Annotated in this window: 19 protein-coding genes; 11 read left to right on the forward strand and 8 right to left on the reverse strand. The window is 60.5% G+C overall.

The window, feature by feature from the left end; genetic code table 11:
* Positions 1–152 precede the first annotated feature (152 nt).
* The 4 genes from LKE65_RS01985 to LKE65_RS02000 all read left to right on the forward strand — a co-directional run bounded on the left by LKE65_RS01985 (position 153) and on the right by LKE65_RS02000 (position 4,055).
* The gene (locus LKE65_RS01985) at positions 153–665 is read left to right on the forward strand and encodes a flagellar basal body-associated FliL family protein (RefSeq protein ID WP_086647012.1); all 513 of its coding nucleotides are present in this window, start codon (positions 153–155) and stop codon (positions 663–665) included.
* 63 nt (positions 666–728) lie between these two features.
* Positions 729–2,120: a flagellar motor switch protein FliM gene (fliM, locus tag LKE65_RS01990; protein ID WP_278740266.1), complete on the forward strand. Its 1,392-nt coding sequence runs from the start codon at positions 729–731 to the stop codon at positions 2,118–2,120.
* On the forward strand, positions 2,117–2,782 hold the full coding sequence (locus LKE65_RS01995; protein WP_086647011.1) for a DUF6468 domain-containing protein: 666 nt from the start codon (positions 2,117–2,119) through the stop codon (positions 2,780–2,782). The genes fliM and LKE65_RS01995 overlap by 4 nt, the downstream gene beginning before the upstream one ends.
* Positions 2,783–3,080: 298 nt before the next feature.
* Positions 3,081–4,055: a flagellin gene (locus tag LKE65_RS02000; protein WP_086647010.1), complete on the forward strand. Its 975-nt coding sequence runs from the start codon at positions 3,081–3,083 to the stop codon at positions 4,053–4,055.
* A 315-nt stretch (positions 4,056–4,370) separates the two neighbouring features.
* Here the strand turns inward: LKE65_RS02000 and LKE65_RS02005 are convergent, their stop codons facing one another.
* The 3 genes from LKE65_RS02005 to LKE65_RS02015 all read right to left on the reverse strand — a co-directional run bounded on the left by LKE65_RS02005 (position 4,371) and on the right by LKE65_RS02015 (position 6,512).
* Positions 4,371–5,564, reverse strand: coding sequence for an ATP-grasp domain-containing protein (locus LKE65_RS02005; RefSeq protein WP_278740269.1), 1,194 nt, complete (start codon positions 5,562–5,564; stop codon positions 4,371–4,373).
* A 108-nt stretch (positions 5,565–5,672) separates the two neighbouring features.
* Positions 5,673–6,080 carry a flagellar basal body rod protein FlgC gene (flgC, locus tag LKE65_RS02010; RefSeq protein ID WP_086647008.1) on the reverse strand — a complete coding sequence of 136 codons (408 nt, stop codon included), beginning with the start codon at positions 6,078–6,080 and terminating at the stop codon, positions 5,673–5,675.
* A 15-nt stretch (positions 6,081–6,095) separates the two neighbouring features.
* Positions 6,096–6,512, reverse strand: coding sequence for a flagellar basal body rod protein FlgB (locus LKE65_RS02015; protein WP_278740271.1), 417 nt, complete (start codon positions 6,510–6,512; stop codon positions 6,096–6,098).
* A 222-nt stretch (positions 6,513–6,734) separates the two neighbouring features.
* On the opposite strand from LKE65_RS02015, the gene LKE65_RS02020 reads away from it, so the two are divergent.
* Positions 6,735–7,538 (forward strand): hypothetical protein, encoded by an 804-nt coding sequence (locus LKE65_RS02020; RefSeq protein WP_278740272.1) that lies wholly within the window; start codon positions 6,735–6,737, stop codon positions 7,536–7,538.
* Positions 7,539–7,604: 66 nt separating this feature from the next.
* On the opposite strand, the gene LKE65_RS02025 is transcribed toward LKE65_RS02020, so the two are convergent.
* Together LKE65_RS02025 and LKE65_RS02030 are read right to left on the reverse strand one after the other, a co-directional pair.
* Positions 7,605–10,241: a tetratricopeptide repeat protein gene (locus LKE65_RS02025; RefSeq protein WP_278740273.1), complete on the reverse strand. Its 2,637-nt coding sequence runs from the start codon at positions 10,239–10,241 to the stop codon at positions 7,605–7,607.
* Positions 10,242–10,524: 283 nt separating this feature from the next.
* Positions 10,525–10,773, reverse strand: coding sequence for a hypothetical protein (locus tag LKE65_RS02030; RefSeq protein ID WP_086647003.1), 249 nt, complete (start codon positions 10,771–10,773; stop codon positions 10,525–10,527).
* A 276-nt stretch (positions 10,774–11,049) separates the two neighbouring features.
* Here LKE65_RS02030 and LKE65_RS02035 point away from each other — a divergent pair, with 276 nt between their 5' ends.
* The 6 genes from LKE65_RS02035 to LKE65_RS02060 all read left to right on the forward strand — a co-directional run bounded on the left by LKE65_RS02035 (position 11,050) and on the right by LKE65_RS02060 (position 16,113).
* Positions 11,050–11,847 carry a response regulator transcription factor gene (locus LKE65_RS02035; protein WP_086647002.1) on the forward strand — a complete coding sequence of 266 codons (798 nt, stop codon included), beginning with the start codon at positions 11,050–11,052 and terminating at the stop codon, positions 11,845–11,847.
* Between the two features lie 126 nt (positions 11,848–11,973).
* Positions 11,974–12,312 carry a flagellar hook-basal body complex protein FliE gene (locus LKE65_RS02040; RefSeq protein ID WP_086647001.1) on the forward strand — a complete coding sequence of 113 codons (339 nt, stop codon included), beginning with the start codon at positions 11,974–11,976 and terminating at the stop codon, positions 12,310–12,312.
* Between the two features lie 10 nt (positions 12,313–12,322).
* Positions 12,323–12,598: a flagellar biosynthetic protein FliQ gene (locus tag LKE65_RS02045; protein WP_086647000.1), complete on the forward strand. Its 276-nt coding sequence runs from the start codon at positions 12,323–12,325 to the stop codon at positions 12,596–12,598.
* Positions 12,585–13,436 carry a flagellar biosynthetic protein FliR gene (locus tag LKE65_RS02050; RefSeq protein WP_278740275.1) on the forward strand — a complete coding sequence of 284 codons (852 nt, stop codon included), beginning with the start codon at positions 12,585–12,587 and terminating at the stop codon, positions 13,434–13,436. The genes LKE65_RS02045 and LKE65_RS02050 overlap by 14 nt, the downstream gene beginning before the upstream one ends.
* A 12-nt stretch (positions 13,437–13,448) precedes the next feature.
* Positions 13,449–14,570, forward strand: a complete 1,122-nt coding sequence (locus LKE65_RS02055) for an EscU/YscU/HrcU family type III secretion system export apparatus switch protein (protein WP_086646998.1) — start codon at positions 13,449–13,451, stop codon at positions 14,568–14,570.
* Positions 14,571–14,793: 223 nt separating this feature from the next.
* On the forward strand, positions 14,794–16,113 hold the full coding sequence (locus tag LKE65_RS02060; RefSeq protein WP_086646997.1) for a flagellar hook protein FlgE: 1,320 nt from the start codon (positions 14,794–14,796) through the stop codon (positions 16,111–16,113).
* 68 nt (positions 16,114–16,181) lie between these two features.
* Here the strand turns inward: LKE65_RS02060 and LKE65_RS02065 are convergent, their stop codons facing one another.
* The 3 genes from LKE65_RS02065 to LKE65_RS02075 all read right to left on the reverse strand — a co-directional run bounded on the left by LKE65_RS02065 (position 16,182) and on the right by LKE65_RS02075 (position 19,875).
* Positions 16,182–17,705 (reverse strand): protoglobin domain-containing protein, encoded by a 1,524-nt coding sequence (locus tag LKE65_RS02065; RefSeq protein WP_165925678.1) that lies wholly within the window; start codon positions 17,703–17,705, stop codon positions 16,182–16,184.
* A 32-nt stretch (positions 17,706–17,737) separates the two neighbouring features.
* Positions 17,738–18,133 carry a flagellar biosynthesis regulator FlaF gene (locus LKE65_RS02070; protein WP_095350002.1) on the reverse strand — a complete coding sequence of 132 codons (396 nt, stop codon included), beginning with the start codon at positions 18,131–18,133 and terminating at the stop codon, positions 17,738–17,740.
* Between the two features lie 308 nt (positions 18,134–18,441).
* On the reverse strand, positions 18,442–19,875 hold the full coding sequence (locus tag LKE65_RS02075; protein ID WP_278740278.1) for a methyl-accepting chemotaxis protein: 1,434 nt from the start codon (positions 19,873–19,875) through the stop codon (positions 18,442–18,444).
* Positions 19,876–19,942: the final 67 nt, after the last annotated feature.

Raw genomic sequence — 19,942 nt, forward strand, 5'->3', positions numbered from 1 at the left:
CCCCCACCTGCGGCCAGCCCGCTTGCCAGCGCGGCCCCTGCACGCAATACACACAGCCATGCAATACGCCCCTCTCCACCATTGAGTAGGTGCGCGCCAGCAGTTAAACTGATAACAGTGTGACTGATTAACCATTCCGGAGCCCACCAGACATGAGCGAGACTGTAACCGGCGCAAGAGAAGCAGATGCTGCCGCAGCAGTTCCCAGAGCAGACGCCCCCAAGTCCAAGCGGAAACTGATGATGGCGGGCGCTGCCGGTCTTGTTCTCCTTATTGGCGGTGGGGTGTTCTGGGAAAAGGACAAAATCTTCACATCCAAGCTCAAACAGAACGTGGGCAGCAAGGCCGAGGCCGCCATGCACCCGCCGGTGCTGCTGGGTATTCCGCCCATGGTTTCCAACCTCGACACATCCGGTGGTCACCCGGTTTATGTCAAGCTGACCGCCAAGGTGGAAATCAGCGGTGTGCCTAACGAGGCCGCATTGCAGGACCGGATTGCGGAAATTCAGGACGTGTTCCAGACCTACCTGCACGAAACCCGGCCGCAGGACATTCGGGGGAACGGCATTTACAGGCTGCGCGAATCCATTCTGCGCCGCCTGCGCGCACAGCTTGCCCCCCTGCAGGTGACAAACCTGTATCTTGTTGAATTCCTTGTCCAGTAAAGCTCTCCGGCTTCTGACACCCGCTCAAACCGACACCCCTCAGGAACCGTAGCGACAGACCACATGCAGGATGTAGACGACACAGCATCAGGGCCCGGGAACCACGAACCCGAAGCAGACGCCGCACCGGACGCCCCGCATACGGAGGAGGCGCACGACCCCGCACAGGAGCAGGCCACCCAGGCCAGTGCGCCTGAAAGTGGTGCCGCACCCGAGGATCACACACCCGATGCCTCAGCCGACACAACGGCTGAGCACACGGACCCCGCGCCAGAACCCGGCACGGCAGACGCCCACGCGCAGGACGATGCCACCGCCCATGATGCGCAGGACACCCACGCGGAACAGGGTGAACAGGGCGAGCATGAAGCCACCCCCGAGGAAGACCCGTTTGGCAGCCACCTGCTGGACCAGTCGGAAATCGACAATCTGCTCGGCCACACCTTTGGCGGGTTTGAAGAGCCGGAAGAAACCGGCATGGAGCGCGTTATCAAGGCCGGGTTCGTGGCCTATGAACGCCTGCCCATGCTGGAAATTGTCTTTGACCGGCTTGTGCGCATCCTCTCCGCTACCTTGCGTAACTTCACCAATGATAACGTTGAAATAACGATCGAGGGCATTCGCTCCCTACGTTTTGGGGACTACATGGGGGCGGTTCCCTCCTCCTCCATGTTTGCAGTGTTCAAGGCCGTACAGTGGGACAACTACGGTCTGGTCGTTGTGGACTCGGCCATGTCCTACTCCATTATCGACATTCTTATGGGTGGGCCGCGCGGCGTTGGGCATGCAGGGGTGGAAACACGCCCCCACACCGCCATTGAACGCGCGCTGATTGAAAAGCTGATCACCCTCACGCTCAACGACCTGTCCATTGCGTTCAACCCGGTCTGCAATGTGGACCTTACGTTTGAGCGGCTGGAAGTCAGTTCCCGGTTTGCCGCCATTGCCCGCGCTTCCAACGCTGTGGTGCTGGCCAAACTCCATATTGATATGGAGGACCGCACCGGCAACATGGACCTGATCATTCCCTACGCCACGCTGGAACCGGTGCGCGACCAGCTTTCGCAGCAGTTCATGGGCGAAAAATTTGGCCGCGACTCCATCTGGGAAGACCACCTGTTTTCCGAGATTCTGGAAACAGATGCCCAGGTTTCTGCCGTGTTTGATGAAAAGATCGTCCCACTCTCCGAGGTGCTGAACCTCAAGATCGGCTCGCTCATGACCTTCCCGCACAAGCAGGGCGCGCCCTTCCCCATCCGCCTGCAATGCGGGCAGACCCCACTGTTTGATGGCCGTCTGGGCAAGCTGGGCAACAAGAACGCGGTCAAGATCCAGCGCAGGCTGGTCCCGCCGGAAGAACACCACCTGCCACCGCCCCTTGGCGTGCCCCCGCAGCCACCCCACCCACCCGCAGCAAACCCCACACCGGATCAGACTGGAGGATCTCCTGAATGATGTTCACACAGATCCAGATGATCATTGAGATCACGCTCTCCGTCTTTCTGTTCCTTGGTATTATCTACAGTTTTTACCTCGGGCGGGTACTGGGCAACCTCAAGCGCGACCGGACCAGCCTGCTGGAACTGGTGGACAAGCTTGAAAACAGCGTTAACCAGGCCGAAGAAGGCGTGGACAAGCTGCGCGTGGCAGGGGAGGTCAGCGGCCGCCCCCTGAGCCGCATGATCGAACAGGCCAAGGTTACCGGCAGCGAGCTGGACGACATGGCCACTAAAGCCGATTCGGTAGCCGACCGGCTGGATTCGGTGCTGACACAGGTGCCCTCGCAGGAGCGGCGGATGGAAAGCCTGATCGAACAGGCCGAAACCGCACGGCTGGCCATAGAGGAAACGCTGGAAAAGCTGCAACAGGCCAGCCAGACAGCCCAGCAGACCGCGCAGGAACTTGTGCAGTCGGCGCTGGAGAGTGCAACGGCTGCGCAAAGTGCCATAGCCAAGGCGGTGGAGCAGCAGTCATCCACAACGCCGGACCAGCCTGCCCCCACACAGTTTGCAGACACGCTGGACATGCCCATGCCCGCAACCCTGACCAAAGAGCGGCCTTACCTGCGCGCCCTTGGCAAGGGCCAGAGCACCCCGCCCGAGCGTGAAAGTGCTTAACGTTTAAGGGCCGATATTAACGTTCCGGCAGAAAGTTCCATCCGATTCCAGCCAAAGCCTCCTCCCTTTAATGGGCGGAGGCTTTTTTTATGCCTTGCGGAGAATAAGCAAAAACTGGCGGATAACTGCCATTCCCCCCACCACCATCTGCTTTTTGTGACCATGTTCTGGCCCGGTGGTGGATTTTTTTTACCCACCCCTCAAAAAAAAATGATCGCGTTAACCTTCTCTTAGCCGTTCGGGGGTTTATTCATCCTTGAACACGGGCACTAAGCCCACTCGAAATGGAGATCACAACGTGAGCCTTTCTATTAACACCAACACCTCTGCAATGGTTGCTCTGGAAACGCTGAACGCGACCCAGACCCAGCTGAGCGCCACCGAAAACGCAGTTTCCACCGGCAAAAAAGTTGCTAACGCTTCTGACAGCCCGGCTGCTTTCGGTATTGCTTCTCAGATGAACGGCAACATTGCCGGTCAGGGCGCAGTGAACGACGGCCTGTCCTTCGCTTCCACCGTTGTCAGCTCCACCAACAGCGCCGCCAACCAGATCCTTTCCGTTCTGGCTGAAGTTCAGGCTGCTGTGACCACGATCGGCAGCAACGAAGGTAGCTCCACCTCCCTCGCTCAGATCAACACCGAAATCACGGGTTACCTGAAGCAGATCGACACCATTGCAACCAACGCCACCACCAACGGCGTGAACCTGCTGGTCAGCTCCGCTAGCGCATCCACCACGGGTTCCTTCAACGGCATCACGGCTGCAAGCGTTGTTTACGTAACCGGTCTGCAGGGCAGCACGGCTACCATCAGCAACCTGTTCAACATCATCAACGGCGTGAGCGGCGTGACCGGCACGGGTTCCACCGCGTCCCTGTCCGAAGCTCTGGGTCTGTCCACCGGCGTTGACACCAACGGCCTGGCAACCGCCAACGGCTTCCTCACCACCGATGGCAGCCTTGCTGCTTCCTGGGGTGGCGCATCTGGCTCCTTCGACCTGACGAAAGCCATTGCAGCCGTTCAGAAAGCCATCACGGCTATGACGAACGTGACCTCTGAACTGGGTCAGAACACCAAGAACATCGCCAACATGACCACCTTCGGCCAGACGGTTTCTGACAACCTGACGACCGGCGTTGGCGCCCTGACCGATGCTGACATGTCCGCAGAAAGCGCAAAGCTGACCTCCCTGCAGACCAAGCAGTCCCTGGCAATCAAGTCCCTCTCGATCGCCAACGGCCAGTCCCAGAACATCCTGTCCCTGTTCCAGTAATCCTACTGATACAGTTGACGAAAAGTGCCCTCGGCGAAAGCCGGGGGTATTTTTTTGCCCGGACCGCAACGCACTGGTCCTTGGGCTAACCCGTAAGGTACGCAGGCCAGCCTGCCCCTACGGCGTACGGAAACACCCGCACCCTTGGTGGCCACGGGCCTTCCACTTCCCACCCAAAACACGCAATCCCCCTGCCAGAGCAGACGGTGCGCGATCACGCGTGCATGGGGTGTATTTGCTGGATTAGCTGCCCAAGGCAGCAAAGTGGGCCGGGCGGCAGGCCCGGTTATGGGCCACGCCTCCCCAGCCAGCGCATCAGAAGGCTGTCTGCACCGCCACCGTGTTGCGCAGCATGGCATAAAATGCCGAAAAGATTTTGTGCATCTGGGGAATTTTGTAGGGGAAAACAGCCTGATCATCACAGGCATGAATGATCAGCGCGTTGGACAGTTCAAACACCAGCAGTTTGCCATCTCTGGTTTCGGCACAGTCAAAGCCAAAATAGTCCAGCTTGACCGCATCATAAATACCGTTCAGGGCCACAGCATGCCGCTGGCCAAACTCCTGATCAAAGTGGAGCATGGCGTGGGCTTCCTCCCCACGGCGGGCGGCAAACTCCTTCATTTCCCTGTAGGGGTAATGCACCATCCAGTGGGTGGAAATACCCATATGTGCCAGATAGGCTTTACCCTCCACCATCACCACGCGGTATTTGCGGTAAAGCTGGTCGTCCGATGCGTAGTTGACAAAATTGGCGACAAAAAACAGCTCTGCCCCAATATCCGCCAGATAGGCGGCAAGGTCCTGCGGTTGGTCTATCCGGCTCAAGCCAATACCGCCATGCAGCCCAAGGGGGCGCACAATAAACGGGTAAGCCAGATTAAGGCCCAGAGATTCCAGCGTATTATGCCCGGTGCTTAACCGCTCCAGTGCAGCGCGCTCGACCCGGTATGTCTGTGCCATGTGCAAGCCCGGCACAGTGTGCAGCAGGTCAAACGCCGCAGAGCGGGAGAGCTGGGGAATATACTGGGGCTTGTTCAGCACCGGCACCGGGCTGTGTGCCAGCACCTGTGCCAGTTGCGCCAATACGGGGGTATGGGTGTCCCCCTCCCCAACCGCGACAAACACGAGGTCATGCGGGGGGAGTGTCTGCGGCCATGCCAGACCGGGGCCAACATACACCACATCCATATGAACGGGTGCATTTTCCAGAATACATTCTATGGGGGTGTTGGCGGTCAGGTCTCCGGGGGTTTTAACCACCAGCAGGCGCAAAGCATCCCGCCCTGCATGCGCGAGGTTAAAAACCTGCTGCACCTTGAGTGCTTCGGTCAAGAACGCCTCGGCTTGCTCCGGCTCAAAGGTCAACTGCATGACCAGCGCCAGATCGAGCAGTGTTTGCGCCGTTGGAGCCTGCGCGGCCTTTTGGAGCAGTTCAGTCCGGTAATGCGTAATATCCTGCCCATGCAGGGACTGCCGCAGGAGCGGGGACAAACCAAAAGCGTTCATGTTTATACTCGGCTACAGCCGGGGGCAGAACCAATACAAAGTGCCACAGACCATAGAAGTGCAAAGCACTGGAATAGACAAAACACTCAAATATTCTACTGACCGACTTTATTTCATCAGATTGATGGTGCGCGTCAGCATGGAGCGGGTGATCTGCATGGTGTTCAGATTCGCTTCGTACGAATGCTGGGCGTCATGCGTGTCCATAATCTCGACCATGGTGTTCACGTTCGGCACCTTCACGTACCCTTTGGCATCTGCCGCAGGGTGGGAGGGGTCGTAGCGTGTTTCAAACGGCGTGTGGTCCTGCCCGATGGACTTGACCTTAACGCTGGATGCGCCCGTGGCCTGATCCAGCGTTGTCTGGAAGGTAATGGTTTTGCGGCGGTATGGGTCCGCACCGGGGGTGGAGCCGGTTGTATCCTTGTTGGCAAGGTTTTCGGCCGACACGCGCAGGCGTTCGGCCTGTGTGCGCATGCCATCGGCGGAAATCCCAATTGTATTGGTAAAGTCCATCTGCTGCTTCCGTCCTTACGAACTGGTGCCCAGCGCGGTGGAGAACATGCCCATGTAACGGGTGTAAACCGTGGTGGCAAAGCGCTGCTGGTCGTTGGTATCGGCTATTTTGCCCAGCTCATCTTCCAGCCGGACCTCGTTACCATCAATGGATGTGTTGCCGCCCGTGGTTTTGCGCGCAAGGGCGATATTACCCGGCCCGGCCATATGCCCTGGCTCGGTCTGCACCATGGCCATGGTCATCTGGTTCTGCAACACGCCTGCAAACGGTGCCACATCCTTGGAGACGTAACCCGGTGTATTGGCGTTGGCTACGTTGCCTGCCAGAACGGACTGGCGCGACTCCAGCCACTGCAAGCGCCGCTCTGCCAATGAAAACAGGTCAGTCCCGCTATGGGTCAGCGCGGTCTGGGATGACAGTGCCTCCAGCATGAAAATGCCAGCTCCCTTGTGTTTGTGCGGTGCCGTAGGGGTAGGTTGGACCTCCTCTGCTCACGGCAGTTCAACCATAAATAGCGTTCCTTCCCCCCGATTGCCACAGATTTATTGGCCTCCCCCCTTCCAGCCCCACCCAATGCCCCATGACAGACGCCCGGCACGGCGTTATGGCATGGTCCGTACGGCACACCACGCCTTTGCCAGAGCGAGCAGAGCATGCGCACACCCAGAATGACCGATGCAACCATTCAGGCCGGGGCAACACTGGCCATGCTGGCGTGGAGCCTGCTGGCGCGCACCGCACCCGCAGCCCTTGCCGGTATGTGCATTGCCCTGCTGTTCCCTCTTTCCGTCCGGGTTTGCGCACTTGCGCTGCGCTGGCTCCCTGTAGCAGCGGGCGTGCGCCCCCATGTGGAGGCACCACCCCCACAACAGCAGCACGAGCTGGTAGCTGGGTGCCTGCTGGTGGCGGCCTGCTCGCTCACCCTGCTGATTTATACCCCACCCTTCGTCACGCTGGCTTACGCAGTGGCCCTCCACCTTGCCAACCTGCTGGTACAGTTTGACCGGCGCGAAGGCTGGCTACCCAACGCCATACTCATGCCCATGCTCTTATGCGGCCTGCTGGCAGGGGCTGCTCTGGGTTATGCGGGCAGCGCCATTGGGGGGGCCTGTGCAGGCTGGGTGCTGGGGGGGGCTGGCCTGTTTGGCCTGTCCATTACCCGGCGGGGTAATTTTATGTCCGCGGCCGATGTGCTGTTGTTTGGCGCATGCGGGGCATGGGTAGGGCTGGGTGGGTTCTGGGCTTTTCTGCTGCTTGCTGGGGCTGGGCTCTGGGCCGTGCGCGGAGTGCGGCGCAGCACGCGTGCCCCCATGGTGCAGGCAGCAGTCTGCTCCGCCACGCGGCCTGTATGGCGTTACCCCACAGCCTTGCCCTGCGCCGTGGGGCTACTAATGGTATTTTTGCTCCGCAACAGCCCCGCCCTGCCCCACTGGGTGCAGTTTCTGCTGGGCGGTTAACCCGGCGGGGCAGAACACCCGTAAGCAGCAAACCCCAGCCATACAGGCCGGGGCAACACTGGCAGATCAGGGTTTGGCAGCCGCCGTAGCGGGCTTGGCGGCCGTGGCAGCACCGGGTTTTGGCCCCCCGACCTGTGTCAGCAGGCGGAAGACGCGCCCGCTCTCACCATCCATGCTCCGGTCCCCTACCAGCTGGGCGAGCCATGCCAGCGTCTGCGCATCCGACGCCTGAGACGCATCGGAGGCCAGACGCAGGGCGAGTGTCTGCTGGGCAGCACTCAGCGGGCCTTGGGGCGGAATCTCTGCCTCGGCCATTTTGCGCACATTGGCTACGGCGGCAGGCCATTCGCCCCGGCTTTCATGAATACGGGCGGCCATATCCAACGAGTCGGAAAAACTATCCCCGTTCAGCAGGCCCAGTGCGGCGGTCTGGTCGCCTTTGGCCAGCGTAATGCGGGCCTGCAGGCGGCGGCGCGAGGCCTTCATGTCATCCGGCAGGTCGGGGCTGTCCGTGCGCTGGAGCACGTCGGTCGCGCTCGCAAGGTCCTTGAGTGCAATGTAGGATTCAGCCAGTCCCTGCCCCGCGAGTGCCTTGAGCTCGGGCGAATCCAGCATGGGCACGGCATCGGAGAACGCTTCCTGCGCCTCATCCGCCAGCCCAAGGCCCAGCAGCATCTTGCCGTAAGCCATCAGGATTTCGCCCTTTTTGGTGCCCGGTTGCAGGGCAGACAGGTGGGCACGCAGCATGGCCGCACCATGCAGAATGGAATCGCGGTCCGTATCCTTGACCACTTCGGAGGCCACAGCGGCAAGGGTTTGGAACAGCATGGGCGACAGAACAGGCTCGGACACCTGCTCGGGCGTGTCCTTGACCATATCCAGCGTGGCCAGTGCTTCGGGCCATTTGCGCGCACGCATGTAGGCATCGGCCTGCAACAGCCGCACTGTGGCCTCGCGCCCGGCAAGGCGGGCATCGGGCATAAGGCCGTTAAACATTTCCGCGGCGGCAACCGGGGTCAGCTTGCCATCGGACATGTCGAGCGAGATTTTCTGCTCCAGAGCCTTTTCCGCCACCACGGGGTCCGGATCAACCGAGAGCGCATTAAACGCATCATACGCCTGCGTGCGCTTGCCCGTACGCAGGTCGCGGAAGGCAGAGGCCAGCTTGTACACGGACCCTGCGGGCAGCTTGTCCAGCACGCTCAGGTCCTCTGCCGTGCCGTAACGGCCAACCTGCTCGGCGGCAAAAGGCAGCAGCACGCTGCGTACGCTGGTGGGGTAATTATCCAGCCGGGTAAAGTCGCGCGCCAGCAGGTGGGCGGCCTCGGCCTCGTGCCCACCCTTGGAGGCAAGGTAAAGACCGCGCCAGAGCTGCGTGGCACGCTGTTCGTTATCGGGCCATGGGCCTTCAAGCAGGAACGCGCCATCCATGTTGCCGCTCAGCAGTTCGGATGCAGCGAGCAGAAAGCTGACCTCCGGCCGCACGGCCTCTTCGGGGTCATCTTCCAACGCGACGGTCAGGATTCCGCGGGCTTCCAGAAAAGCACCAACGCCAAAGGCCGCGCGGGCTTCCTCCAGCCGGGCGGCAAAGCGCTGGGCGGGGTCGGAATCGGCTGCGGCCAGCAGGGCTTTGTGCAGGCGGGCTTCCAACTGCTCATTGGGCAGTTTTTGCAGGCCCAGCCAGTCCAGATCAACCGTGTTGGCGTACACGGCCACCTTGCTGTCGGGGAGCGGGCTTTCACCCGATGTCAACAACGCGCCTTCAGGCGTTGCGCGTAGCCCCACATCGGGCGAGTTGGCGGCCACAACCACGCCCTCGGTCGTGGGCCAGATGTCATACCCATCCCCATGACGGAAGGAGAGAATCCCCCCGTCATCCGTGGTGGAGGTGCCAACAAACAGCTTCTGCCCGGATGCGGGGTCCGTAATGCTGAGCACCCGGCCGGGCTTGCGCATGGGGTAGAGAATCCCCCCATCTGCCACAATCGGGTTGATCACGCGCCGGTCGCCATAAACATTACCCGGCGGGGGCTTGTCCCCCAGTATCCAGCCTTCTGCCTGCTGGGACAAAAAGAACTCACGCGTGTCGGGCAGTTTGATCTGCAACAGGGTGGCACCCGGCAGGGTTGTAACGGTCAGGGTAGAAAAAACACCGTCCCCGTGCAGGGCGCTGGTATCCATGGGTTCAGCATTATCCACCACAATCACAAAGCTGTCGCCACTGCGGAAGGCGGCCAGCCCCATGCGCGGGGATATGGGAATAAGCACGCGGCTGGTGGATGTGGCGGGCACGTTAATGGAGCCACCACCCCCGGCAACGCTGGAGCCGGAACCACCGGGCTGCCCTGCCTTTTGCCCCGGCTTACGCCCCTTGCCTGCTGTTTGCGGCGCGGGGGCTGGCGGGGGGAGTGGCACGTCCAGCACTGTGGCTTTCCACGGTGCGGGCAGGCCTTTAAGCAGGTCGGCATCTGCTGCGGTGCCGGGGTCGGCCGGGGTGGCGGGTGTTGCAGCAGCGGCACCAGCCGTGGCGGCCACGCCTGCTGCTGCGGCAGCGGTTGCAGCCGTTGCCGCGTTAAGCCCTTTGCCCTTTGGGGGCGCCGCCTGAGTGGTGCGGGGCGCGTGGGTGCGCCGCGCCGCATCGGCCACGGTTGTCATGGCGGAGCAGGACAGAAGCAGGGCAAGGGGAAGAAGGCAGCGTCTCATGCAAACGGATCTGCTAAAATACACGTCTGGTTAATCCTGAACGATCAATGGCCCTGCCATGGGGCGGGACTCTTCTGCACATATGGTAGCGGGTGCAGAAGAACTGTGGCTGACCGGCCCGCCTGCCAGAGCAGTAAACACGAACCCCTCAGCCATGCAGGACCAGAACGGACACTGCCGCTGCTGCGCACTCATCAATACCCTGAAGCATCATGCGTTAAATAAGGACCCTGTCCCGGCCTGTTGCCCAATGGGGCCGGGGCAGACCCGGCCCGATGCGCAATCAGGCCAGAAGGTTGATGAAGCTTGCCGAACCGGAATGCTTGTTGTGCGTATTGCCTGAAGGCACAACCTGCCCCGTGGCATCAAACTGCATGGAGGAGGAAGAGCCGTCCTGGCCGGTGGACGCAACCTTGAGCGCGCTGGAGGCAATATGCTCGGGCTGGACCGAGCGGTGAGCCGCCTGAGCCATGTTGGCCGTAGCCGTACGCATGCTGGAGGCAAGCTGGGCGGCAACCGTGGTATCTGCCATGTGTATGGAACCTCTTCAGGGCTTACAGGAAACACAAAGCCGGTATGCCGCACCGCAGCGCCGCATGCAAACCGGAAGAAAAAATCTTGCGCTCAGATTATGGGATGGCCATGCCTTAGCCAAGGTGTTTTTTGGAGTCTGCCCTTGCGCAGCCCCCAATGCACCCCAAATACCCGACCAGCACCGTGCATCGGCCTGCCGGACAGGGCTGGTCCACCGCAGTTCCCTGCGGCATCAAGCACACGCATTCGACAGAACCGATAGACGGAAAAAAACATGCGCCTGTTGTGTATCGGAGACACCTCGACCCAGGGGGATATCCGCCCATACCGTGGCCTGGCGGAAGCCGCAGTGGAGGGGGCGCTGTCCCTGACCATGTCCGGCCCGGAAGGGGTGGTGGAAACCCTGCGCCGCTCGCAGTACGATATTGCGGTTATCCAGCAGGCCCGGCCCGATACGCGCCTGCTGCGGCATATCCGCAATTCCCGCATTCCCACCCCGATCATCATGATCGTGCGCACGTCCACCCCGCAGGAAGTGGCGGAAACCCTGTCCATTGGTGCGGATGACTGCGTCAGTGCCGCCATAGAGCCGGTGGAGCTGCTTGCCCGCCTGCGCGCCATTGTGCGCCGCACCGGCGGGCATGACAGCCTGAGCCTGCATGTCGGCCGTATGGTGGTCAACGTGGACCGCAGGCAGGTCCTGATAGATGACCGCCCCCTCCCCTTAACCCCGCGCGAGTACGACGTGGTGGAACTGCTGACCCTGCGCAAGACACAGGTGCTCAGCAAGGAAGCCCTGCTGGACAACCTGTATGCCGGGCAAGAAGAACCACACGCCAAGATCATTGATGTAATGGTGTGCAAAATCCGCAAGAAACTGCGCGATTTTGGTATTATCGACCCATTTATAACCCAGTGGGGCATTGGCTACAGGCTGAACGAGCAGGCGTTCATCCCCCTTGGTGCGCGCATGAGCACGCACAGCGCCACCCCCGCCTCGCGCGAGACAAGTCTGCCGGTGACACGGGGCATTAACGTAATTTCCCCCGCCACCAAAATGGACGTGCTGTAATCCGCAAAGATTGGGCGGGCAGGCGTAAAAGCCACTGGCCTTGCAGGGGCCAAATGGATTACAGTAGCCCCACGTTCCAGACCACTCTCATGGCGGCATGCCCCCTCCGCGCCAGACAGGGCCACAATGACCAGCGATATCACCACACGCAGCCTCGACGCGCTCAACGCCTACGGACAGACCCAGAAGAGCATGCAGTCCACAACGGATGGGCAGGGCACGGGTTCCACCGGAGGGGCCGATATTGTTTCCGGCTTTACGTCCGCGCTGGACAACGCACTCAAAGGCGCCATCCAGACCGGCAAAACGGCAGAAACCCAGACGGCAACCGGCCTGTCCGGCAAGGGCAACATGAGCGATATCGCCACCTCGGTCGAAGAAGCCAAACTGACCCTGCAAACCGTAACCACCGTGCGCGACCGTATGGTGCAGGCCTACCAGGACGTCATGAAAATGTCGATCTAAGACCCATCGCATGCATAACACGGTCGATATCCACGACATTCTGCGCCAGACACTGTTTGTGGCGGTCAAGCTGGGGGCACCCTCCCTGCTGGCCTCGCTGGTGGCGGGTGTTCTGGTATCGCTCTTTCAGGCCATGACACAGGTGAGCGAAGCCACGCTCTCCTTCGTGCCCAAGTTTGTGGCCGCCATGGCCGCCCTGCTGCTGACCGGCTCCTACATGGCCGCGACCCTGAACACCTATGCCCGCACCATTTTTGACCAGGTCATTATGGTTGGCGGGTCATGACCGGCCCCCACACCACCCCGTGGGCATGACCGACTACCTGCTGTTCCCCGGCGGGTCCATTCAGGTGCTGGCCGCCACGTTCCTGCTGGTGCTGTGCCGGGTGAGCGCGCTGGTCATGGCCTCCCCCGGTCTGGGGGAGAGCACATCCCCCATGGTGGTCCGCGCAGGGATTGCCCTGTGCATTACCGTTGCCATTCTGCCGCTTGAGCAGAACGCACTCAAGGACGTGTCGGGGCAGGCGCTGCACATGCCAGCCCGCGCCATTGCCATTATTGCGGGCGAACTGCTTTACGGTATTTTTATTGGCTGGCTGGCGCGGCTGATCTCGCTTGCACTGGGTATTTCCATGCAGTTCGTGGCCATTTTTACCGGCCTTGCCAGCGTGCTCCAGCCCGACCCGGACCTGGGTGCCGGCAGTACTGCCATCAGCCATATGGCCTCTTTTCTGGTGCCGGTTATTTTTCTGTCCACGGGGCTGTATGCGCTGCCGCTGGCTGCCATTACCGGCTCCTACAGCGTGTTCCCTCCCGGCCATGTTCCCATGGTGGGGGATATGGCGCGCAGCGTAACGCAGGTTACGTCCCAGACCTTTATGCTGGCCTTCCAGCTTTCGGCCCCATTTGTGCTGATCGGCACCCTGTGGCCTGCCATGCTGGGGGTGCTCAACCGGCTTATGCCGTCCATTCAGGTCTATTCCATGGCCATGCCTGCCCAGCTGCTGGGCGGCGTGCTGCTGCTGGCCATTCTTATTCAGGTCATGAGTGGTGTATGGCAGGAGCGTGCGGGCGACATGCTGCTGGGCCTGCCCGGTATTGGCACCACCCCCGCGCACCACTAGGAGCGAGCGCGCATGGCCGACGACAGTTCAGGCGAAAAGAGCCAAGCCCCAACCGGAAAACGGCTGGAAACCGCGCGTGAGGAAGGCAATATTGCCCAGTCGCGCGAGGTGCAGCTCCTGATTATCCTGAGCGGCTTCCTGATTGTTTTTACCACCAGCACCGGCCTGTCTGCTTACCGGTTTACCAAGCACATGTATGGGCTCATGGCCCATTTTGACAGTATTCCCTTCGACCGTGCCTCCCTCTACCGCGCCTCGGTTCAGGCATCGCTGGAGGGGGTCTGGCTGGCGGCCCCTCTGGTGGGTACGGGGGTGTTGGTTACACTGGCCTTTGGCGTGGTCCAGAGCGGGTTCCTGTTCCGCCCCAAGGCCATTATGCCCGACATTACGCGCCTGTCCCCCGCCAAGGGGATCTCGCGCCTGTTCAGCAAGAACAATCTGGTAGAAACCGCCAAAAGCCTTATCAAGCTGGTGGTGTTTGGCTGCGTCCTGTTTGGGGTCGCCAAGGAAACCCTTCGCGTGGCCCCCGTTTCCGAACGGTGGAGTGTGCTGCACCTTACGCACGAACTTGTCTCGTGGTTTGTGTACGCAACACTGGTGGTGCTGGTGGTGCAGGCCGTTATTGCCGTGCTTGATGACGTGTGGACACGCTGGAACCGGCTGCAGAAACTGCGCATGAGTTTTCAGGAAATCAAAGACGAAACCAAGGAAATGGACGGGGACCCCAAAGTAAAGGCCCGCCAGCGGCAGATACGCATGCGCCGCCGCCGCCGCATGGTGCAGGCGGTCAGGGACGAGGCCACCGTGGTCATTACCAACCCGACCCACTACGCCGTGGCCCTGCAATATGAAAACGGGATAAACAGCGCGCCCAAAATTGTTGCCAAAGGCACGGATGAACTGGCCGCGCGTATGCGTGAGGCCGCGGAAGAAGCACGCGTACCCATTGTGCCCAACCCGCCCCTGGCGCGCGCGCTGTACACCCTGCCACTGGATTCGGAAATTCCGGCCGAATACTTCCAGCCCGTAGCCGCCATTATTGCCTATGTCATGAAGCTCAAGACCCCCGGCGCGCGTGCGGCCCCTCCCCCCGTGCAGCAGCCCCCGCAGCAAGCGCCACGGCTCCGGCGCTAAACGCCCGAAAACGGCGGTTTACAGTTCTTTCATGCAGGAAAAACTTGCGTTCCACGCCCTACATGCTACTCAGTTGGGTAACTTAGGCGCAGGCCATAATGGTGGGGCGGGTTTAAGCCCCTTGAGTCTGTTCGCCATTAACCCCGTGGCTGATGCGCGTGCCCCAGAACGGCACAGACAGCCAGCGTAAGAAAACTGCGCATCCACAAGGCAGGGACGACACATGTCTATTTTTAACTCCCTTACCACGGCTGTCAGCGGGATTAACGCTCAGTCCACCGCGTTTACCAACCTCAGCAACAACATCGCCAACAGCCAGACGGTTGGCTACAAGGCCGACACCACCGCGTTCCAGGACTTTGTGGCCGGCGCAGGCTCCACCTCCGGCTCGTTCGCACAGGGTGTGGCCAACTCCGTGGCCGCCGTAACCGTGCAGCACGTCAACTCCCAGGGCACCGCCTCCTCCAGCACGGACGGGCTGGCCATGTCCATCTCGGGCAACGGGCTGTTCAACGTCTCCAAAAAGACCGGTGCGGTCACTTCGGCTGGTGCCGACTTTGCTTCTGAACAGTATTACACCCGCAACGGTGAATTCTATGAGGACAAGGACGGGTACCTCGAAAACACCAGCGGCTACTACCTTGATGGCTATATGGTGGACGCCACGACCGGCGCGCTGGACACATCCAGCGTAACCCAGATCAACGTTGCCAACGTCACCTTCCGGCCCACACAGACCACAACAATTACGGCAACGGGCACCCTGTCCTCCGTTACTGGTGCAAGTGCGGTTACAACAAACACCACTGTTTACGATGGCACCTATAATCAGGCCAAACCCAAGGACAACACCGGGGATGTCACCCTGACGTGGACGCAGTCCTCCGCCACCGAGTGGACTGTGCAGGCCTCGTCCAGCACCACGGGTATGTCTGTCACACCGACAACGGCCTACACGGTGGACTTCAACACCGATGGTTCGCTGAAATCCGTGACCGACAGCTCCGGCAACAACGTGACCTCCACCCTGAACGGGGCTGCCGCCAACCTGCCGATCTCCATCACCTACCCCGATGGCAACACGCAGAACGTGAACGTCAACATCGGCACCATTGGTGGCACAAGCGGCATGTCCCTCAGCACCTCTTCCACAACACCCAAAGCCGTTAGCGACAGCGTGACCTCCGGTACTTACCAGAGCGCCAGCATTGAAAGCGATGGCTCTGTGATGGCAACGTTCGACAACGGGGACACCCAGCTGATCGGCAAGGTCGCACTCAGCAACTTTGCCAACGTCAACGGCCTGCTGGCGCAGGATGGTCAGGCTTACACAGCCACCGCCGCATCAGGCAGCGCCAAAACCGGGCTGGTGGGTGAAAACGCTACAGGCTCCCTGACAGTCGGCTATGTGGAATCCTCCACCACCGACCTGACAAGCGACCTGTCTGCCCTGATCGTTGCGCAGGAAGCTTACACCGCCAACACCAAAATCGTGACCACGGCAGACCAGCTGCTGCAGGCCACCATTGCCATGAAGCAGTAAGCCGCTTTTTAACCCAAAGCGCTTTTGCACCGGCCTGCCCCAAAGCAGGCCGGTTTTTTTATGCCCGCCTATTCAGCGGCTATCGGGTAGTCATCCGCGTAACCCTGCCCGTAATCGGAGAGCACAAAGTTGCTCACCAGATCCACCATTCTGGCCGAGCGCTGGCTCAGGTCCTGGCAGTCGGCAGAGGCATTTTCGCTCATGGCCGATGTTTTTTCCGTCAGGTCACGCAGGGCAGCGGCCTCGCGGTGTGTGCCCTTAACGCTTTGCTGCTGACCGCCCATTTCCTTGTTAATCTTGGAAATGGCGTTGTTCACCACTGCAATGCCTGCCCCTATATCGGACAGGTCCTCCACCATCTGATTAACCGCCTCCGCTCCGCTACGGATCACGGCCTCGTTCTTTTGCGCGCTGGCCGCAATCTGGCGGGCGGCGTGGGATGTTTTAACCGACAGGTCCCGGATGGCCATGGCCACTACCGAAAAACCACGCCCCATGGCCCCGGCCCGCGTGGCCTCCACATTGGCATTAAGGGCCAGAAAGTTGGTCTGGGCCGCAATGTTCTGAATGGAACCAACCAGATCGGATATGGTTTTCCATGCGGTTTGAATATCCGCCATGGTGGCGCGTACATCATTCATGTTGGTGTTGCCACGCGCTGCGGCATCCACACATTTACGCGCCGCCTGTTCGGCGGCCACCGTCTGCCCCGATACATCATCCAGCGAGGCTTCCAGCGTAGCGGTGGCGTTGGTCAGCCGGTGGATGGAGCCAACCTGCGCTTCGTTCTGGCTAAGGATACGGGCATTGCTCTGACTGATGGAGGAGGCTGCATCCTCCACCTGCGTAGAAACCTCACGAATATCGGAAACAACATCATTCAGGCCGGTTTTGAGCTTGGCAAAGGCCGCTGCCAGCACAGGGGAGCGCTCTGCCACATCCCGCGCCAGTGTAGCGCTCAAATCCCCTTCGGCCACGCGCTCCAGCGCCTGGGCAATCTGCTCCAGTGCCGAGCGTTCGGATGCGGCTTTCTGCCGTTCCTCCTCCAGCCGTGCAAGGTAGGTGGAAATCACCAGATCCATGTCCAGGAACGCGGCCTTGAGAATAGCCCCGATCTGCTGGCCCAGCTTTTCGCCCATTTCAGCCTCAACCGCCGCACGGCCAAGGGAGAAACGCCGCCCGCCACGCACCCCCTGCTTAATCAGGCGGCGGCAGATGGCATCCAGCAGCACGGCGTAGCCATCAATATACCACCGTGGTTCCAGCCCTATGCGGGCATGGGCGTGGCCGATCCGGGTGACATCACTTACATAATCCGGCCCGAACTTGCCCGATAGAATGGTCTCCCAGTGCATCTGTTGCAGGGAGCGGGCCTTGGACGTCGTGGCCTCGGTCGGGAAGAACCGGGCCAGTTCTGGTACATCATGCACACGTTGATAAAATTCGGACAGACTCTCGTCCAGAATCTCGGCCATATCGGGGCGCATACTGGCCAGCGTATCCCGCTCGCGCCGCTCTATGCCCATAAAAGACAGTCTGTCCGCTATTGAGGCAGGCTGCCAATGGCCAGCCCGCGCGTCCGAATTTTCCATAGTCGAGCCACCTTTTTTGGCCCCTCGACCGTTCAGAGCATGGCGTCGGTATCGAACTCCTGTCCGGAACCTGCGGATGTTTCCAAGCCTTCCAGAACGGTTTCTGCAATCCCGACCAAGGGAGCGAGGGACAGATTGGTATCAAGAATGGCACGGATGCCATAACGCTGCGCCTGAGAGGCAAGCCTTACAAACAGTTCCCTGTCTTCATAATTGGTGGCCCCTGCATCCAGCGAATTCGCCTTCATGATCATGGACCACAAACGCTGGTTCTTGGTCAGGGCCTTCAGCCGAACAGAGGGGTCAGAACTGGCGGATGCCGTTTCCAACTCTTCTATCAGCAGTCTGAAGCAGGTCGCATCGGCCTGTCGGTCCGTCAGGGAATACCCTGCCACATTCTGGTAGGCGCGCATTGCGGGATGGATCATGATTGCACCATATTTTTATCGGCTGTTTCCGGCCCGCAGGGGCAAAAACCAGCAACGTGTGTGTGTCATTCATTCTACACCCGGCGTTAGAGCGTGACCAGAGCAACCTAACGGAACCCACACGCCTAGTGTTGGCAGGTATTTATAAAAATTTCCTATATTTTTTATCGATTCCCTGCCTATTCAAGCACCAGTTTCCAACACACTCGCGTGAGCATGCCTGAAGCACACAGCAAAAAGGCCGGGCGCACATGCACCCGGCCTCTGCTTTACGCTCATCCCCGTCCATAAAGGGCAGGTCAGGGAACCTAGAAGTCTGACCAGCCACCGGCCATGCTGCTTTCCAGCTGGCGCGGGGCAGCAGGCTTGCCTGCGCCAAGGGCTGCCGGGCGGCGGGGCGTGCTGGCCGGGTTGGCCAGTGCCGGGCGAGCCGCCCCCCCATCCGGCCCGGCCAGTGCGGGGCCAGAACCGGGCAGGGTAAAGTGGCCCACCACATTGACCAGATTAGCAGCCTCGGTCTTGAGGTTGTGGGCAGCCGCTGCGGTCTGTTCCACCATGGCGGCGTTCTGCTGGGTTGTGGCGTCAATATGGGTTGCGGCGGTGTTGACCTCGCCCAGACTACCCACCTGCTCGCGGGCCACACTGGCAATATTGCCCACATGGCTGGTAATGGCTTCCACCTGCCCGGCCACCAGCCTGAGTTCCTTGTCGGTCTGTTCCACAAGGCGCACGCCCTCGGTCACCTGCCGGGTGGAAATCTCGATCAGGCTGCGAATATCGCGCGAGGAAGTGGAGGAACGCTGTGCCAGCGCCCGGATTTCGGTCGCAACCACGGCAAACCCACGCCCTGCATCACCCGCACGGGCAGCTTCCACCCCTGCGTTAAGGGCCAGCAGATTGGTCTGGAAGGCAATGTCGTCAATAATCCCGATAATAGCGGACATTTTGGCCGACGAGGTTGCAATTTCCTGAATGGCGGACATGGCCGACAGCATGACCTTGGTGGAACGCTGCACGGCGGCATGGGCACTCTGTGCCGCATCGCGCGCTTCCTGCGCGGCTTCGGCCTGATCATCCACACCGTTTTTAACGTTGGTCACAGAGGCCGCCATCTGGCCCATGGCCGCGGCCTGCCGCTCGGTCCGCTGGGCAAAATCCTGCGAGGCTTCGGCAATTTCCATCGACCCGCCCTGAATAAGGGCAGAGGCCGCGGCCACTTCGCCCATAGCTTCGGACAGGGAGGACACGGCCTCGTTAAAGTCGCGCCGCAGAGCGTCAAACTCCGAGGCAAAGGGGGATGTAAACTGGAAGGCCAGATTACGGTCGGCCAGTATGCGCAGCCCCTTGCCCAGTTCCACAATCATGCCGTTCTGGTCTACGGCACGCTGTTGGGCCAGCTCGCTCAGGCGCTGCTGTTCGGCGGCACTTTCCTGTGCGATTTTCTGCAGGTCAAGCTGCTTGATCAACGCGCTGCGGAAGGTGGTCAGCGCCTTGGCAAGCCGCCCGGCACAGTCCGACCAGTCAACATACGGGATTTTTTCATCCAGCTTGCCTGCGGCAATGCGCTCGGTCAAGGCTGTAATGGTCTCAAACGGCACGGCGGCGCGGCTGATAAGCACCCAGCGGGCCAGAAACACCATAAGGGAACTGACAGCAAAACCACCCAACCCCAGATAACGTTGCACAGCCAGCGGCAGATCCAGTTCGGAACTGACAAGCTGCATCAGGATCTGTAAAATCATGTAGGCTTGCAAACAGGCCATGACGATGGAAATTTTCCGCCTCAAGGGCGCTTTTTCGGTAAACCAG

It is taken from the genome of Acetobacter fabarum (assembly GCF_022483405.1).
GTDB classification, from domain to species: domain Bacteria; phylum Pseudomonadota; class Alphaproteobacteria; order Acetobacterales; family Acetobacteraceae; genus Acetobacter; species Acetobacter fabarum.

Coding starts and splice junctions, on each gene's coding strand:
- LKE65_RS01985 (WP_086647012.1), top strand. CDS start 153: ATGAGCGAGACTGTAACCGGCGCAAGAGAAGCAGATGCTGCCGCAGCA.
- fliM (WP_278740266.1), top strand. CDS start 729: ATGCAGGATGTAGACGACACAGCATCAGGGCCCGGGAACCACGAACCC.
- LKE65_RS01995 (WP_086647011.1), top strand. CDS start 2,117: ATGATGTTCACACAGATCCAGATGATCATTGAGATCACGCTCTCCGTC.
- LKE65_RS02005 (WP_278740269.1), bottom strand. CDS start 5,564: ATGAACGCTTTTGGTTTGTCCCCGCTCCTGCGGCAGTCCCTGCATGGG.
- flgC (WP_086647008.1), bottom strand. CDS start 6,080: ATGGACTTTACCAATACAATTGGGATTTCCGCCGATGGCATGCGCACA.
- LKE65_RS02015 (WP_278740271.1), bottom strand. CDS start 6,512: ATGCTGGAGGCACTGTCATCCCAGACCGCGCTGACCCATAGCGGGACT.
- LKE65_RS02020 (WP_278740272.1), top strand. CDS start 6,735: ATGCGCACACCCAGAATGACCGATGCAACCATTCAGGCCGGGGCAACA.
- LKE65_RS02025 (WP_278740273.1), bottom strand. CDS start 10,241: ATGAGACGCTGCCTTCTTCCCCTTGCCCTGCTTCTGTCCTGCTCCGCC.
- LKE65_RS02030 (WP_086647003.1), bottom strand. CDS start 10,773: ATGGCAGATACCACGGTTGCCGCCCAGCTTGCCTCCAGCATGCGTACG.
- LKE65_RS02035 (WP_086647002.1), top strand. CDS start 11,050: ATGCGCCTGTTGTGTATCGGAGACACCTCGACCCAGGGGGATATCCGC.
- LKE65_RS02040 (WP_086647001.1), top strand. CDS start 11,974: ATGACCAGCGATATCACCACACGCAGCCTCGACGCGCTCAACGCCTAC.
- LKE65_RS02045 (WP_086647000.1), top strand. CDS start 12,323: ATGCATAACACGGTCGATATCCACGACATTCTGCGCCAGACACTGTTT.
- LKE65_RS02055 (WP_086646998.1), top strand. CDS start 13,449: ATGGCCGACGACAGTTCAGGCGAAAAGAGCCAAGCCCCAACCGGAAAA.
- LKE65_RS02060 (WP_086646997.1), top strand. CDS start 14,794: ATGTCTATTTTTAACTCCCTTACCACGGCTGTCAGCGGGATTAACGCT.
- LKE65_RS02065 (WP_165925678.1), bottom strand. CDS start 17,705: ATGGAAAATTCGGACGCGCGGGCTGGCCATTGGCAGCCTGCCTCAATA.
- LKE65_RS02070 (WP_095350002.1), bottom strand. CDS start 18,133: ATGATCCATCCCGCAATGCGCGCCTACCAGAATGTGGCAGGGTATTCC.
- LKE65_RS02075 (WP_278740278.1), bottom strand. CDS start 19,875: ATGATTTTACAGATCCTGATGCAGCTTGTCAGTTCCGAACTGGATCTG.